Below are 15874 nucleotides of genomic sequence, written 5' to 3'. Positions count from 1 at the left end.
CGAGTTATTGGGTGTAGGCTACCGCTGACACTCGGTAGATATCCCGTTTGCGATTAAGGGTGGTGATGTGAAGCGTGTAATGACTGGCTTGCTGCTCAGTCACCCACTGCCGGGCACTGTGCTTGGCCCCTTCTAGGCTAACCGTGTCTCGGAACTGCTTCTTGGCGATACGGTTTAGCTCCAGGCTCTTGGCTTGTTGGTAGGAGATCTGCTCGGCGGCAGAAGCCATCGTTGCTGGCAGGCTCAGTCCAGTGACCAAAAGCGCCAGTAGCGCGGTGTGTTTCCAATCGATTGTTGCTGATAATCCCCGAATCATGTGTGGCCTCCCCGGGGATATCCCCTTAGCTGGCTGTGTCGTCGTGCGATAAGCTGGTCGCGACATGTTGTGGGCGGTAGTGCTCAACCCAGATGGCGGTGGCGGCCGCAACTGCAATGGGCATCACCAGTATGTTCACCAAGGGTACGGCGCTTAGTAGCACCACCACGGCACCAAAACCTAGGTTACGTAGCCGGTCCTGCTTGAGTTCATCGCGCATGTTGGCAAAGGCCACCTTGTGGTTGTCGAAGGGATAATCGATGTACTGAATCGCCATCATCCAGGCGGTGAACAAAAACCACAGCAGCGGCGCGATGGTTTGGCCCACCGCTGGTATTAAAAACAGCAGCTGTAGCCCCAGCGCCTTGGGTAACCAGTACCATAGCTTCTGCCATTCGCGCTTTAGAATACGTGGCAGGTCTTTCATCACGGCCCAGATGGTGGTGTCGCCGAGGTTCTCGCCGCTGAGGCTGGCTTCCACTTTTTCTGCCAACAGGCCGTTAAAGGGCGCGGCGATCCAGTTGGCGAGTATTCCAAAGCTAAAGCCGGTTAACAGCAGTACTGTTGCGGTAATTAGCGGCCATAACAACCACTTAAGCCAAGACAGCCACGACGGCAGCTCTGCCAAGATCTGGTCAATCCAGGCTCCTAGGTTGTAGAAGATATAGATATACAGCCCGAAAAACAGCAGCAGGTTAACCAGCAAGGGCAGCACTACGAAGGGGCGGATCCCCGGCTGCTTGATGATGTTTAGTCCTTGAAAAAAATAGCTAATTCCGCTTTTTGAGGCAATTTGTTTGTGGTTCATCGCTCATTCCTTGTGCCTTTATAGTGCGTCATATTACAAAGCGTCGTGAGCTTTGGTAAAGTGCTGTGCCAGCAAGAACTGATCAACAAGGCCCGATGCGACTTAAACAAATCCGTTTATCAGGATTTAAGTCTTTTGTAGAGACCACCAAAATCCCTTTCCCCACCGATATGACGGCGATTGTCGGGCCGAACGGCTGTGGCAAGTCGAACGTGATTGATGCGGTGCGTTGGGTATTGGGGGAGAGCAGCGCCCGCAACCTGCGCGGCGATGCCATGACCGACGTGATCTTTAACGGCTCCACCCGCCGCGCACCAGTGTTTAAGGCGTCGGTAGAGCTGGTGTTTGATAACCAGCAGCAGCGCCTCGGCGGCGAGTACGCCAGCTATAGCGAGATTGCGGTACGCCGCGAGGTCACCCGTGAGGCTCAGAATACCTACTTCTTAAACGGTGCCAAGTGCCGCAAGAAAGACATCACCGACCTGTTCTTGGGCACCGGCCTCGGGCCGCGTAGCTACGCGATTATCGAACAGGGGATGATCTCCCGACTCATCGAATCCAAGCCCCATGAGCTTAGGGTGTTTATCGAAGAGGCCGCTGGAGTCTCCAAATACAAAGAGCGCCGCCGCGAAACCGAAAACCGCATCAAGCACACCGAAGAGAACCTGTCGCGTCTTAAAGACATCGAGTACGAACTGCAGCAGCAGGTCAATAAGCTGAAGACTCAGGCCTCGGCCGCGCGCCGCTATCGTGAGTACCGCGAGCGCCACCGCCAACTAAAAGCGCTGATCGCCCAGCAAGAGCTGCAGCGCCTCGATTACCAGTTGGATAACTTCGACAGCCTTATCGAGCAGCAGCAGGACCGCCAGCAGGCTCTGCAAACCGAGATTACCCAGCTGGAAAACCAACTGGCCTTGGCGGCGAATCAGATTGCCGACTCGCAGGCTCAGGCCCAGCAGAACCAGCAGCAATTGTTCGAGCTGAAAACCCAACTGGCCAAGCTGGAGCAACAGCAACGCTTCCACGCCCAGCAGCAGAGCCAGGCGGAAGAGCAGCGCGCTCAACTCGCCCAGCAACAGCAGCAAATCAGCGAACAGTTGACTGAGCTCAACGAGCAAGCTGAACAGCTGGCTATAGAGAGCGAACAGGCCGAAGAAGCGATGCTGGTCGCCGAAGCAGCCATCGAAGAGCAGCAGCAGGCACTTGAGCAGCAACATGGCGCGTCGCAAAGCGATAGCAGCCAGCTTTCGCAAACCCAACAGCAGTGGCAGCAGCTACAAAGCCAGCAGCAGCAACTGGCGGCCAAGCGCCAACACTTCGCCCAGCTACAAGGGCGACATAGCCAGCAAGTAGCGCAGGTTGAACAGCAGTTGGCCCAACTGCCCGCCGAGCAGCAGCACCGCCTCGAAGAGCTATTGCTGCAACAAGAAGAATCCCAGGCCCAGTTGCTGGAGCTCGAAGACCTTAAGTTGGCCGAGCAGCAAACCCTGCAGCAGCAGCAAGCGCAAAGCGAGCAGGCCAAGCAAGCGCTGGAGCTGCAGCGTCAAGCCCACCTAACCATCAGCTTAAAGCTGGAGAATGTTGAACAGCTGCTGGCCAATGTGCCCTCGGCCGCCGACCAGCCACTGCGTGATGCCTTGTCCATCGATCCTAACTGGGCTAAGGCCTGTGATGCCATGTTAGGCCAGTGGCTGGAGGCGGAGTATGCCGATGAGCTGGCCGCTGAGCATGCGCTGGCGCTGCGCAGCGCCCACGCCGAGCCCTTGCCGCGCGCCGGGCAGCTAGCAGGCTTGCCAACGCTGGCGGCACAAATCGATGGGGCTGACCTAAGTTACCTGTGCGGCGAGGTGATGCTGGTTGAGCAGCTCGAGCAGGCTTTTGCACTGCGCCAGCATTTGCTGCCTCAGCAGTCCTTACTCACGCCACAAGGCGAGTGGCTAGGCCGTGATTGGCAGTGCCTGAACGTGGGGCAGGGCAGACCTGCGGTGATGAGTCTGCGCGCCGAGCAGCAACAGCTACAGGCTGAGGTTGATGAAAACGCAGCGTCGCTGACGGAGGCAGAGCAGCACTATCAGCAGCAACAGCAAGCACTGGAGCCGATTCAGCAGCAGTTGGGTGCACTCACCAGCAATATCGGCGGCCTGAATCAGCAGCTTAACCAGCTAAAGCTGGATGTCTCTTTAGAGCAGCAACAGCAACAGCAAGGTGCGCAGCGCGCCGAACAACTGAACCAGCAGCTGGCGCAGCTTCACCTGCAACAGGCGGAAGACGAAGAACAGCTACTACAGTTAGAGGCCAGTGAGGAAGAGCTGCAGATCCAACTCTTGGAGCTAGAGCCGCAGCTGGCAGAGCTGCAGTCGCGCAGTGAGCGCGCCCACAGTGCTCTGCGCCAAGCCGAGCAACAGGCTCAGGCACTGCAGCAGCAGTACCATCAAGCCCAGCTCAACGCTCAGCAGCTGGCCAGCCGCCAGCAACACCAGCAGCAAAGCCGTGCCCAGCTCGAGCAGCAGCTTGGCCAGTTCAACCAACAGCTAGAGCGCCTCGCTACCCATCAACAGATCGAAGACCCCGCCGAGCTGCAAGCTCAGATCGAAGAGATACTGGTGCAGTTGGTGGAAAGCGAAGAACAGCAACAACAGATCCAGGCTGAGCTGCTGAGCCATACCGAGGAGCAGCAACAGCAACAAGCACGCCTCAAAACCGCCCAGCAGCAGTTGGCTGAGGTCAACCAGCTCAATCAAGACCATCAGCTGCAGCAGCAAAGCCTGCTGACCCGCCGTGGGGTTATTCTCGAGCAACTGGCCGAACAGGGCCAAGACTTAAAAAACCTCACCATGGACTTGCCTGAGGCCAGCCTTGAGCAGGACTACCACAAAGAGCTGGAGCAAGTAGACCAGCGCTTGCGCCGTTTGGGCGCGGTTAACCTGGCCGCCGAAGAAGAGTTTGAGACGCAGAATCAGCGCTATCAGGAACTGGTGGGGCAGATCGCCGATCTGGAAGCTGCGCTGGAAGTGCTGGCCCAAGCCATCACCAAAATCGACAAGCAAACCCGGGCACGCTTCAGAGAAACCTTCGATAAGGTGGATGCTGATTTGCGTCAACTGTTCCCGAAGGTATTCGGCGGCGGTACCGCGTGGCTGGAGCTGAGCTCAGAAGATCTGCTGGAGACCGGGGTGACCATTATGGCCCGGCCTCCGGGTAAGAAAAACGCCAGTATCAGCTTACTATCTGGCGGAGAAAAAGCCCTTACCGCACTGGCGCTGGTATTTGCTATATTCCGTCTTAATCCCGCACCATTTTGTATGCTCGACGAAGTCGATGCTCCGCTTGACGAAGTTAATGTAGGACGATTTGCTGATTTGGTGCATAGTATGTCTGATACGGTTCAGTTTATTTTCATCAGTCACAATAAGGTGACGATGGAGAAGGCCTCGCAGCTTGCTGGTGTTACCATGCAAGAGCCCGGGGTTTCACGATTGGTCGCTGTGGATATCGCGGAAGCGTTCGCCATGGTGGAATAGGATACAAAGAGAAGAATTACATGCAGGAACTACGCATCGTACTGATCATCGTTGGCATTATCTTGATCATTGCCTTGTTGGCCCATGGATTTTGGAGCAGCCGTAAGCAACGCCCAGAAAAATTGGTAAGTGCCAAATCGAGTAAGTCGAAAAAAGGCAATGCATCACGTGATGATCAAGGCTTTGACGAGTTAGGTTTGGGCGAAGCGCGCGTGATAGGCGGCGACCCCATCGATCAGGCGGTGGAACACGCGCAAGCTAAAGAGGCCGCTGATTTCCAAAAACAGTTCCAGCAAGCCCAGCAGGCTGAGCAAGCCGCTCAAACTGAACAAGAGCCCGCGCGCGTTGAGCCGCAAATTAGTGATTCAGTTGCTGCCAGCGCCGCAGAGAAAAGTACCGGCCGCGAAGAGCCGCAATTCCACTTCAGTGCGGTTGATGATATTAAATCGGAACCCGAAGCCAAGCCAGCCGAGGTCAAACCTGCTGCCGAGCCCGCGCAACCTGCCAGCCTAAGTCAGCAGGTTAAACAGCGTATTCAACGTGGCGAAACCGCTGCGCCGGTTGCCCAAGCTCCAGCCAAAGAGCCGGCAGTACCGCCAACGCTTGAAAGCAGCCTGTCTGATGACGCGCCGCAAATCGAAGGGGTGAACAGCGAGCCTGCGGTCGAAGCTGCGCCAGAGAGCTCTCCGTCTGTGGCCGACGCGCCAGCGCCGAGCAAGCCCAGCGCCGATATCGAGCCGCCTTCGTTTATGGAAACCACCAATCCACTGCCCGAGGGTATGGACAGCGCTGAGCCCGAGCCGGTGGTCGAAGAGAAAGACCCGAATCAGCCCGACGATGTGTTTGTGCTAAATATCTCAGCGCCACGCGGTAAGCCGTTCAAAGGCGAGGTATTGCTGGAGTGTCTGGCCTCGCAGGGCATGCAGTTTGGCGAGATGGATATCTTCCATCGCCACCTCGATCGCAATAGCGACAGCCCGGTGATCTACAGCCTGGCCAACTCGGTGAACCCCGGCACCTTCGATATCGACAATATGGATGATTTTGAAACCACCGGCATCACCCTGTTTATGACCGTGCCCTGTGCCGGCATGCCAACCAAGAACTTTTCGCTGATGTTCAATACCGCCAGCAGCCTGGCGAAGAACCTTGGCGCGGTGCTGCTTGATGACCAACGTAATCCGTTGACCAAGCAGACCGTTAACCATTACGAGCAGCGGGTACGCGAGTACGAACGTAAGCAACTGGTTACCCATTAGTTTTACCTAAATATGATTCAGGGCCTTTCCTTGGAAAGGCCCTTTGTGTTTCAGAGAGCAGCAATGACCGATATTCAGCAGCAGATGGCGACCCTGCGCCAACAGATTGAAGACTATAACTATCAGTACTACGTGCTGGATGACCCCTCGGTGCCCGATGCCGAGTATGACCGGGTATTCCGCGAGCTGAAGGCCTTGGAGCAGCAGCATCCTGAGTTGGTGGGGAATCATTCGCCGACCCAGCGGGTCGGAGGTCAGGCGCTTGAGGCCTTCTCGCAGATCCAACACGAGATGCCGATGTTGTCGCTGGACAACGTATTCAGCGAAGAAGAGCTGCAGGCCTTTGAAAAGCGCATCCAAGATCGCCTCTCCAGCACCGAGACACTGCGCTACTGTGTCGAGCCCAAGCTCGATGGTCTGGCGATCAGCCTGATGTATGAGAACGGTGAGCTGCAGCGCGCCGCCACCCGTGGCGATGGTACTACTGGCGAAGACGTTAGCGAGAATATCCGCACTATTCGCGCCATTCCGCTTAAGCTGCGCGGCGAAGGCTGGCCGGAGCGCTTAGAAGTGCGCGGCGAGGTGTTCATGCCAAAGGCTGGTTTTGACAAGCTCAACCAACAAGCCCGCGAACGTGGCGATAAAACCTTTGCCAATCCGCGTAATGCGGCCGCCGGTAGCCTGCGCCAGCTCGACCCAAGGATTACCGCCACACGCCCCTTAGCGTTTTATGCCTATTCCATCGGTGTTGTCAGCGAGGCGCTGACCGATAGCCACTACCAGAATCTGATGCAGCTTAAAGAGTGGGGGCTGCCAGTGTGCCCTGAAGTACGCACCGTGGAAGCGGCCAGCGCCTGTCAAAGCTACTACCAAGAAATTGGCGAGCGCCGCAACAGCTTGGCCTACGAGATTGATGGGGTGGTTTACAAGGTCGACAGCCTGCCCTTACAACAACAGCTCGGCTTTGTTGCGCGCGCGCCGCGCTGGGCCACCGCCCACAAGTATCCGGCTCAAGAAGAGATCACCATCCTGCGCGATGTGGAGTTTCAGGTGGGCCGCACCGGCGCGATTACCCCGGTTGCGCGGCTGGAGCCGGTATTTGTAGGTGGTGTAACGGTTAGCAATGCCACCCTACACAACGCCGATGAGATTGAGCGCTTAGGCGTGAAGATTGGTGATGCCGTTGTGGTGCGCCGCGCGGGCGATGTGATCCCGCAGGTCGCTCAGGTGGTGCTAACTCGCCGCCCTGATGATGCCGCCGATATCGTCTTCCCCGAGCGCTGCCCGGTGTGTGACAGCCATGTCGAGCGTATCGAAGGTGAGGCGGTGGCGCGCTGTGTGGCCGGTTTGCAGTGTGGCGCTCAGCGCAAAGAAGCGCTTAAGCACTTTGTCTCGCGCAAGGCGCTGGATATCGATGGCATCGGCGATAAGTTGGTGGAGCAGCTGGTGGACGCCGAGCTGCTATTGCGCCCCAGCGATCTATTCCACCTCGATGAGCAGCGCACTAAGCTGCTGCAGCTTGAGCGAATGGGCAAGAAGTCAGTGGACAAGCTGCTGGCAGGCGTAGAAGCGGCGCGCGAGACCACCTTGGCCCGCTTTATCTACTCACTGGGCGTACGCGAAGTGGGCGAAGCCACCGCAGCTAACTTAGCGCAGCACTACAAGAGCCTGGAGGCGATTATTGCTGCCTCGGTGGAAAGCCTGCAAGAGGTGAGCGATGTCGGCGAGATTGTCGCCAAGCATGTGCACTTCTACTTCAAAGACGAAACCAATCTTGAGCTGGTGTCCCAGCTGGCCGAAGAGCTGCGCTGGCCCGTTATCGAAGAGCCCAATGACGATCAGCCCCAGCCGCTAGCGGGTAAAACTGTGGTACTCACCGGCACCTTAAGCCAACTCGGCCGCAGCGAAGCTAAGCAAGCGCTGCAGGATATGGGCGCCAAGGTGACCGGCTCAGTATCCAAGAAAACCGATCTGCTGGTGGCTGGCGAAGCTGCTGGCTCTAAACTTGCCAAAGCCCAAGACTTAGGTATCGAAGTGTGGGATGAGCAGCAACTGCTGAGCATGCTCGGGCGCAGTTAAGTTCGTTTTTTAATCCCAAGAACAGCCGCTAGCTAGCGGCTGTTCTTGTTGTTGCCTGTTCTCAGTTAGCGAGTATCCGGCGTTTGCCAATCTAGCTTGAGGTGGCCCTTGCTCGGCTTGGTTTGCCTTTACACGATCGACTCTGTGTTAAAGAAAATGCGGTATTAACATGACGAGAAGAATCAACATCATCTTGGGTGATATCTGGGTAATCTGCTTGTTCGGCTATTTGCTGATTGGCTTACCCATCACTCTTATCGCTTACAGCCTAACTGTATTAGGTGAAAGCTATCTGTCAGGAGTAACGCTTTTTGTATCGGTAGTCAGCGTTCATCTGTTGCTGGTCTTTGGGGCTCCCGAGGTTCTTCATCGGCTACCCATTGAGTATCGGACCTACTCTAAGATCAAATCGTCTGTTGAGCATTTACTGAGTTTGATTGAGTGCCCGTTTTATAAGTCCGAAAAACCAGGCTTCCTAATCTTGGCCTACCTAATGTTGGGCTGGATCCCACTTATTCTCGCTTTTGTTATCTACTCCGCTGCCTACCTGTTTATCTAAGTGTGTTTGAGTGGTTTTTGTAGCTGCGAAGTCACAAACAGGACGCTTTAGCGGCATGAAAAAGGCCACTTAAACAAGTGGCCTCGCTGCGCTAACTCTTAGTCAGCAGCACTGTTACTTGAGTAACCGCGCTATCGTTCGATCAACCGCGCTTGGCACGCAAACGGCTAACTGCTCGCTCCACGGTTTGCTCTGCCACACCCAGGTAGTTGGCTGGGTTTAGTGCGGCAGCAATCTCTTGCTCGTTCATCACATCGGTGATCGCTGGCGTTTGGCGCACTACATCATTGAAGTGGGTGCCCGGCGCTGCATCGGCAATGGCATCTTTTACCACGTCGTAGGCTTGGGCGCGGCCGATCTTCTCAGCCAAGTCATTCATCACCGACTCCGACATCACATAGTTCTGTGAGGCCTCGAAGTTCTCCAGCATACGGTCTTGGTTGACGATCAGTTGGTCGAACAGGCGCTGGGCGCGGTGGATGTTTTGGTCGGTCACCATAAATGAGTCGGGGATTACTGACCACTCCAGGATCCACGGTGAGCCTTGGCGGGTATCGCTGTGGCTAAGCATATCCATAGCCGCGCTGTTGTACATGCTGGCCATACGAGTCAGGCCGCCCATAAACTCGGAGGCGCGTGGGTTGCGTTTTTGCGGCATGGTGGAGCTGGCACCGCCTTCGCCTTCTTGAATCTCTAGGATTTGAGTGCGGCTTAGGTTGTTTACATCGATGGCGATACGGCCAAAGGTGCCATTCACCAGCGCCAGGGTTTGCACTACCTCAGCGAAGGTATCACGGCTTGGGTTCCACGGCGCTTCAGGCACCTTAAAGCCAAGCTCTTTGGCAACACCGGCTTGCAGCTCCAAGCCTTGCTCATCGTAAGCGGACAGAGTGCCCACGGTACCGCCGATTTGCACGGTCAGGCGCGCGGCAACCTCGTCTAAGCGGTCAATATGGCGGTCCAGTTCGCTCAAGTAGGTAAGCAGGTGCAGGCCAAAGGTTGTTGGAATAGCATCTTGGCCATTGGTGCGAGACAGCATCACCGTGGCCTTGTGTTGCTCAGCCAGATCCGCCAAGTGCAAGGCCAGCTGTTGCAGCTCGTGACGCACCTGTTTAATGCCTTTGTCGATTTGCATCACGGTGGCAGTGTCCATGATATCTTGAGTGGTGCTGCCAAAGTGCAGGTAGGTTGCCACGTTCTCGTCGCCAGCTTTGCGTAGTTGGCCAAGCAGCGGGTTAATGCCTCGACCTACCCGGTTGGTGTTTTGGCGCATCACATCAAAGTCGATCTCTACCTCGTCGGCAGCTTGCTTGATGGAACGATAGGCCGCCTGAGGGATCATTCCCATCTCAGCTTGAGCCTTAGCCAGCGCCACTTCAACCTCTATCCAATGCTGCACTAGCGCTTGGTCACTGAAGATATCGCGCATCGCCTGCGTGCCGAACAGGTCGCGGTAGACCCGTGAGTCGAACACGCTAACGGCGGTGTGCTCAGCGTGCGCCTCCGCCAACGCGGGAGCGCTGCTGATTAAGGTGGCGGGTAGGGTGCTTAGTGCCAGCGCACTGGCAATCACAAGCTTGTTAAGTTTCATGGTTTATCTCTTGTTGTTAGCGGTTGCCCGAGGGCAACCCGTAAAGGAGGCGAGCAGCAGCTAAGGGCACGCTACTGCTCGCAAGATAGCTATAAGTTGTAAAGCTCTATAAGCCCAGAGCACGCCACCACAGCAGGCCGCTGCTCATAAAGATCGCCATCGCAGCGACGGCGATAACCAGCCCGAGCTTCATCCACTCGCTGTCACTGTGATAGCCATAGCCCATCAGCAAAGGGTTACGCGCATGGCTATAGGTGGTGAGGTTGCAGCCAAGATTGGTTACCCCCGCCACGCACAGGGTGGCCAGTAGTGGGTCGACGTGTAGGCCGATGAGTGCGCCCAGTAGAACGGGGGCCAGCGCGACGACTTTGGCGGTGGCAGAGGCAAAGAAGTAGGCGGTAAACAGATAGAAGCACATCATCGCCAGCAGCAAGAGCATTGGCGAGGAGGCGCCCAGAAGAGCAGACAAACCCTCTGATACGCCATCTCCGACCCAGCTGGTAAAGCCCAGATTGCGCAGATGCTCAGCCATGCCCATCAGTACCGAAAACCACACCAAGGTATCCCAGGCACCTTTCTCTGATTTGACGTCATCCCAGCTAAGCACGCCCAACAGCAGCAAGGCAGACAGGCCGATAAACGCTGCGCCGGTGGCATGGATACCGAGTGCATTGCCTCCGACCCACATGACGATAAGTGCAATGAACACGCCGATGAGTACCCATTCATTGCGCGTGGTAGCCCCCATCTTGGCCAGTTCACGCTTGGCGAATGCAGGGGCCTGAGGCGTTTGCTGGGTTTGTGGGCGGATAACCCGATACAACACCAGCGGCAGCAGCATCAGCAAGGCCAGTGCAGGTACCAGCAAATAGCCCAGCCACTGAGTAAAGCTCAGGCTGACGCCGGCAACTGTAGTGGCAATGCCCACCAGTGCCAAGTTGCCGGCAAAGCCGGTCTGGAATGCCACTGCGGAAGCATCGTTCATGGCGCTGGAGCTAGACATTAAGAATTGCCCAAGCTTGCGGTCTTTCGCGTTAATGGTCTGGGCTAAGGAGTGAGAGATCGGTGAGATAATCGCTGCACGTGCAGTGTTACTCGGGGTAGCCGGAGCAATCAGAAAATCCGCCAAACCCAAGCAGTAGGCCACCCGCAGACTCGACTGACCTAAGCGGCTGAGCAGCAACAGCGCAATACGCCGCCCCAGTCCGGTTTTGCTAAATGCGTGGGCAATCATAAAGGCGATCACAATCAGCCAGATCAGCGCGTTATTGAAGTTGACCAAGGCATTGTTTACCGCCAGTGCGGCACTGGCCTCCCCGGCAGGGCGGAGAATGCAATATGCGGCCATAGCGACAATCGCAATCGCGCCAGTACTCATCACATTGGCCACAATGGCAGCAATCGTGGCAATAAACACGATCGCAGTGTGGAAGGCGGCTTGGCTCAGCGCGCCCGGAGCAGGTAGCTGCCAGGCGATAGCGGCGACCAATAATATGATGGCCAGAGGTAGCGGCCGTGCTGCCAGTTGGCGGCTCGGAGCGAAGCCCGTGTCGGCTACGGGCGAGGATAGTGTGGCGGAATCTGACATGAAAGTAATTAACGTATTAAGGATGTGCGTACGTTAATCCTGAGGATAACTTTGAACAATCGCATAGATCGCAGTAGTATTTGCAATAAATGCAAGTAATCAGCCGTTGCGCATTTAAGCGCGCTGTTTAGCGAGTGCCTATGTCCCTTAATCCCAGTCTAAAATCATTGCAAATTTTCACTTCTATCATGGACTTAGGTTCGCTCTCCAGGGCGGCAGACAAGCATCATCTGAGCGAGTCTGCGGCGAGTCGGCAGTTGGCATCGCTAGAGGGGCAGTTGGGATTTGCCTTGTTCTTTCGTGACAAGCGTCAGCTTATTCCCACCCAGCAGGGTAAGCAGTTCTACCGCGAAGCCCAGCGGCTGCTCTACGCCTTGCAGGAACTTCCCGATATTGTTGAAGATATTAAGCAAAGCCAATATCAGCAGCTACGTTTGGTCAGTGTTCCGCGTTTGGTCAGGCAGATCGTCTCGCCGGCGTTGGCGTGCTTATCACAGCGCTCGACGGAACTGAAAATCCACTTCGATGTGCAGCCAATGCGCTACATCCAACGTTGGTTGGCGGGCTTTCAGTTTCATATCGGTCTTGGGCGCTTGCCCGCTCAGCATTCCGACATCGTGACCGAACGCTTTGCCAGTTTGCCTGCGGTGGTTATCCTGCCAAAAGGCCACCGCTTGGCCAAACGCAGTGAATTAAGCCTGGACTCCTTGCAAGACGAAGCGCTGATAAGCTGCTTTACCCAGCAAACCTTGCTAGGGCGCAATCTGGTTAGCATCTTCAACCAAGCTGGATTGCAGCCCAAGCCGACCATCGAAACGGCCAGCTCGCAACAGGCCTGTAGCATCGTCGCCAGCGGCTTTGGCTATACCATTTCTGACCCTCTCAGCGGCCACGACATTGGCGATGATGTGGTGATGGTGCCACTGGCCAGCGACTTCGTGTTTGATTTTGCCTTCTTCTTACCGCAAAGCAGCCAATCTCCACCGATGGTGCGCGAGTTTGCAGATGAGGTTCGAGGAGTGTCAGAGGATTACCTTGAGCGATTGAAAGTTGAAGGCTTAGTGGCAGGTTAAATCGTCGACCATAATCGCTAGTCTCCCCTCTTTTTAAAGGTCCTTGCTTAAAGCGACAGCCCGACAGAGTTCCTTGTAAAATATAGCTAATTAGACATAAGTGTTGAGTTTCTAAGGCTAGATCGTTTAAAGTTCGCCCCGATTGCCAACGGACGGTGTTTTTCTCTGAATACTAAGGTGGGCAATGAAACTCGTACGTGTAAACACTCCAGAAAAAAGCTTCTTCGTTCTATGGTTTGGCAAAGTCCCTGAGTCATTGGCGTCTGACTTTACGTTAACCAGACCTGCGTTGGCCTCATCCTTACAAGGTAATTCCGACACCAGCTTTCTGTTTTCTCGAGACTCTAGCGTACTGGTTAAGCTTCATCGTAGCCCTCCTACTTACGTGGGCAAGCCTTACAAGTGGATCAAAAAAGAGCTGCTTCAGAGTCGCATACTGTTCCGCAACCTGACCTTCAAAGAGTTTAAGAGTCAGAAGAAGCTGGAACGACTTGGCTTCGATATCCCTAAAACTTATGGTTGGGGAGTGGTATTGAATCCATTTTCCAAGATACAAGCCATAATGAGTTCTGAGTTTCTGGCTGGCTCTGTTGATTCCCGAGAAGTGATAGCGAAGGGTGATGACGAAGTCACTCGTGGAATGGTCGCAAAATGGTCTCAAGAGCTTGGGAAACTGTATGCGAAAGGTTACTACCACACTGATCCGCACATCGGTAACTTCCTTTTCCATGAGCGCCGCTCAGTATGGATTGATTCGCGAATCAAGCCGGTTGAGATTGGTAAAAAAGGCGAGCAGTCTGTGTTCGACTATTACAAAAAGTATGTCTCTAAATATGGCGAGGAAGTGTTTCAACACTTTGCTGTCGGTTTCTATCAAGGAGCTTGTAGCTAGCCATTTCTTATAGCGGCTCGTACAGACAAGTCCTGAATCGACAAAAGCCACTCAATAGAGTGGCTTTTGGGTTTTCAATGCCCGCCATAGTCTGCCTGATGGATCAAATTTCAATCACGATCTTTGTGCTGCCCAACGCAGGCCGTGCACTGCAGATCAATACCTCGCCATCAGCAGGGCTAAACCCCAGGCGTGATGGGTAGACCACCTTTCCCGCTGTCAGCTTGCAGGCGCAGGCGCCACAGTTGCCGTTGCGGCAGCTGTGCTCGGGGCTAAGGCCTTGTTGCTCGGCAAAATCGAGCAGGCTGCCGTGCTTGGGTTGCCAGCTTGCACTTATGTCGCTTTTGGCAAATTCGACTTCAGCGTGCTCGGCGGTTTGAACGGGGACCTGTTCTTCTAGCGAGCCCTCAGAAAACAACTCGTAGTGGATGCGCTGGCGGGCTATGCCTCGCTTGAGCAGGTCTTGGTATAGGCTGCGCATAAACGCCAGCGAGCCACATAGGTAGTAGTCCTGCTCGCCTCTCGGTAGCAGGGGCTTAAGGGTGTCCGCGCTTAGGCGGCCTTGGCTGTCGAAGTCTATCCCGAGCCTGTCTTGGGGAAGCGGGCGCGAGAGCGCGATATGCAAATTAAGCCAAGCGTGCTGTTGGCTAAGCTCGCGCAGGGGCTTAGCGAAGGGGAGCTCGCTGCTATCGCGTGAGGCATGGATAAACCACAGTGGCGCCACCGATAAGCCAGCGGCGGCATCAAGGGCGCGCTGCTCTAGCATGGCCATCATCGGGGTTACGCCCACTCCACCGGAAATTAATACCGCTGGCCTGTTTGAGTCGGCCAAGTAAAACTGTCCACTTGGCCGAGCAAGTTGCACGCTATCGCCAAGGCAGAGCTGATCGTGCAAGGCTTGAGACACTGCGCCGCTGTCCTCGCGCTTTACGCTGATTCGGTAGTATTCGCCATTGGCGGGCTGCGACAGGCTATAGTTGCGCACCAGCGCTTGAGCATGTCCGGCAACCTTAAGCTTAAGGGCTATCGACTGACCGGGTTTGAAGGGCTCAAGGCGGCTGAGCTTGTCTTGCGGAGCTAGATAGAACGAGCTGATATGGCGGCTCTCAATTTGTTTATCGATCAGCGTAAATGGTGTGAAGGCTTGCTCAGCGGTAGGTTGCCCGCTCCCCGTTTCGTGTAGGGCAGGAGAGAGCTCATCGAGCTTACCGCGCAGTGGCAGATAATCGCGCAGTAACAGTTGGCGCTCGATACTCACTTCGACGATCCGCTCTGCGCCAGCAAACGCCGCGATGGCCTGCTTGTCCCAATTGATATGAGCGCGGCCCGAGAGCAGCAGCATATCGCCGCTGATAAAGTCGGGAAACAGCAGGCCAACCCGCCCGTCTGCCTCGATATTGCCAAGGGTGTTGAAGAAGCGGTTACCACTGAAATCGGGAAACGACAGGGTGCAGCCCTCAACCTTAACAAAGCCGGGCTTGCCGCCGCGGTGGGAGGCATCGATACCGTTTTGGGGGAGTTCGTGGGATGAATCATCAAGTTGCGCACTGCGCGAGGCGATATAGAAGCTATCCGCTGCCTCGATATGCTGGACAAGCTCGGCGCTGAGCTTGTCCTTTACTACCATCGGTATCGCATCGAGGGATGCTGGCGTGGCCTTCACCCAGCGAAGCGCGCGGGTTTGAATGTACTGGGGGCAGTTACCAAAGCTTTGCTCGACCGTGATGCTAAAACCCTTGGTGTTTGCAGCCTGGATCCGGCCGTTCATACGATTGCGCCGCCGTGTGGACAGCTCGATACCCAGTAGCCCCACTTTGGCGTTGGGGCGGGTATCTAGCGCGAGCTGCTGGACCAGCGGAAGCGCACCTGCCAGCTGTAAGGAGGTGGCGCTGGGCGATTCGATAAACGGCGCTTGGCCAAGGCTGGGCTGAGCACTGGGTGATTGGCCCGCGTGTTGACCCACAAATTCACCCAGGTTTTGAGCAAAGTGCGGCAGCGCCCAAGGGTAGCCCTGCCGGTCGGCAAGGCCGAGGATGACAAACGGCAAGCTTTCAAAGAACTGGCGGTGCTGCTCGGGCATTGCCGGGCGGATAAAACTGGCCCGGCGCTCAGCATCGGCCTCGCTAAGCCCATCGCGCTGCTGAATGGCAATCTCTGCGGCATGAAAGCGTTGCTGTCTTATCATCAC

11 protein-coding genes are annotated in these 15874 nt (G+C 55.7%); 6 read left to right on the top strand and 5 right to left on the bottom strand.

The annotated features are described in order from the left end of the window. Nucleotides 1–4: 4 nt before the first annotated feature. Nucleotides 5–316 (bottom strand): hypothetical protein, encoded by a 312-nt coding sequence (locus tag G462_RS0112145; RefSeq protein ID WP_157378612.1) that lies wholly within the window; start codon nt 314–316, stop codon nt 5–7. A gap of 25 nt (nt 317–341) precedes the next feature. Beyond that, entirely contained in the window at nt 342–1124 is a 783-nt protein-coding gene (cysZ, locus tag G462_RS0112140; RefSeq protein ID WP_026959226.1) for a sulfate transporter CysZ, read from the bottom strand. A gap of 95 nt (nt 1125–1219) precedes the next feature. Here cysZ and smc point away from each other — a divergent pair, with 95 nt between their 5' ends. The 4 genes from smc to G462_RS0112120 all read left to right on the top strand — a co-directional run bounded on the left by smc (nt 1220) and on the right by G462_RS0112120 (nt 8542). Beyond that, entirely contained in the window at nt 1220–4645 is a 3426-nt protein-coding gene (smc, locus tag G462_RS0112135; protein WP_026959225.1) for a chromosome segregation protein SMC, read from the top strand. Between the two features lie 20 nt (nt 4646–4665). Further along, complete coding sequence (gene zipA / locus G462_RS0112130) at nt 4666–5904, top strand: cell division protein ZipA (RefSeq protein ID WP_026959224.1); 1239 nt, start codon at nt 4666–4668, stop codon at nt 5902–5904. A gap of 63 nt (nt 5905–5967) precedes the next feature. Further along, nucleotides 5968–7983: an NAD-dependent DNA ligase LigA gene (gene ligA / locus G462_RS0112125; RefSeq protein ID WP_026959223.1), complete on the top strand. Its 2016-nt coding sequence runs from the start codon at nt 5968–5970 to the stop codon at nt 7981–7983. Nucleotides 7984–8152: 169 nt separating this feature from the next. Continuing rightward, nucleotides 8153–8542, top strand: a complete 390-nt coding sequence (locus G462_RS0112120; RefSeq protein ID WP_035477617.1) for a hypothetical protein — start codon at nt 8153–8155, stop codon at nt 8540–8542. A 142-nt stretch (nt 8543–8684) separates the two neighbouring features. Here the strand turns inward: G462_RS0112120 and G462_RS22685 are convergent, their stop codons facing one another. After that, nucleotides 8685–10133: a class-II fumarase/aspartase family protein gene (locus tag G462_RS22685; protein WP_051326720.1), complete on the bottom strand. Its 1449-nt coding sequence runs from the start codon at nt 10131–10133 to the stop codon at nt 8685–8687. A 106-nt stretch (nt 10134–10239) separates the two neighbouring features. Then, nucleotides 10240–11721, bottom strand: a complete 1482-nt coding sequence (locus tag G462_RS22680) for a DASS family sodium-coupled anion symporter (protein ID WP_051326719.1) — start codon at nt 11719–11721, stop codon at nt 10240–10242. Between the two features lie 140 nt (nt 11722–11861). On the opposite strand from G462_RS22680, the gene G462_RS0112090 reads away from it, so the two are divergent. Beyond that, entirely contained in the window at nt 11862–12794 is a 933-nt protein-coding gene (locus tag G462_RS0112090; RefSeq protein WP_084405049.1) for a LysR family transcriptional regulator, read from the top strand. A gap of 184 nt (nt 12795–12978) precedes the next feature. Further along, on the top strand, nt 12979–13686 hold the full coding sequence (locus G462_RS0112085) for a lipopolysaccharide kinase InaA family protein (RefSeq protein WP_026959217.1): 708 nt from the start codon (nt 12979–12981) through the stop codon (nt 13684–13686). Between the two features lie 103 nt (nt 13687–13789). Here G462_RS0112085 and G462_RS22675 read toward each other — a convergent pair whose 3' ends face one another. After that, nucleotides 13790–15871 (bottom strand): 2Fe-2S iron-sulfur cluster-binding protein, encoded by a 2082-nt coding sequence (locus tag G462_RS22675; protein WP_035477615.1) that lies wholly within the window; start codon nt 15869–15871, stop codon nt 13790–13792. Nucleotides 15872–15874 lie beyond the last annotated feature (3 nt).

Source organism: Aliagarivorans taiwanensis DSM 22990, assembly GCF_000429505.1.
Taxonomy (GTDB): domain Bacteria; phylum Pseudomonadota; class Gammaproteobacteria; order Enterobacterales; family Celerinatantimonadaceae; genus Aliagarivorans; species Aliagarivorans taiwanensis.
Note: the sequence above shows the minus strand (reverse complement) of the source record. Positions and strands in the feature narration are given on the sequence as shown.

Excerpts from the sequence above, each read along its gene's own strand:
- G462_RS0112145 (WP_157378612.1), bottom strand. The coding sequence starts at position 316 with ATGATTCGGGGATTATCAGCAACAATCGATTGGAAACACACCGCGCTA.
- cysZ (WP_026959226.1), bottom strand. The coding sequence starts at position 1,124 with ATGAACCACAAACAAATTGCCTCAAAAAGCGGAATTAGCTATTTTTTT.
- smc (WP_026959225.1), top strand. The coding sequence starts at position 1,220 with ATGCGACTTAAACAAATCCGTTTATCAGGATTTAAGTCTTTTGTAGAG.
- zipA (WP_026959224.1), top strand. The coding sequence starts at position 4,666 with ATGCAGGAACTACGCATCGTACTGATCATCGTTGGCATTATCTTGATC.
- ligA (WP_026959223.1), top strand. The coding sequence starts at position 5,968 with ATGACCGATATTCAGCAGCAGATGGCGACCCTGCGCCAACAGATTGAA.
- G462_RS0112120 (WP_035477617.1), top strand. The coding sequence starts at position 8,153 with ATGACGAGAAGAATCAACATCATCTTGGGTGATATCTGGGTAATCTGC.
- G462_RS22685 (WP_051326720.1), bottom strand. The coding sequence starts at position 10,133 with ATGAAACTTAACAAGCTTGTGATTGCCAGTGCGCTGGCACTAAGCACC.
- G462_RS22680 (WP_051326719.1), bottom strand. The coding sequence starts at position 11,721 with ATGTCAGATTCCGCCACACTATCCTCGCCCGTAGCCGACACGGGCTTC.
- G462_RS0112090 (WP_084405049.1), top strand. The coding sequence starts at position 11,862 with ATGTCCCTTAATCCCAGTCTAAAATCATTGCAAATTTTCACTTCTATC.
- G462_RS0112085 (WP_026959217.1), top strand. The coding sequence starts at position 12,979 with ATGAAACTCGTACGTGTAAACACTCCAGAAAAAAGCTTCTTCGTTCTA.
- G462_RS22675 (WP_035477615.1), bottom strand. The coding sequence starts at position 15,871 with ATGATAAGACAGCAACGCTTTCATGCCGCAGAGATTGCCATTCAGCAG.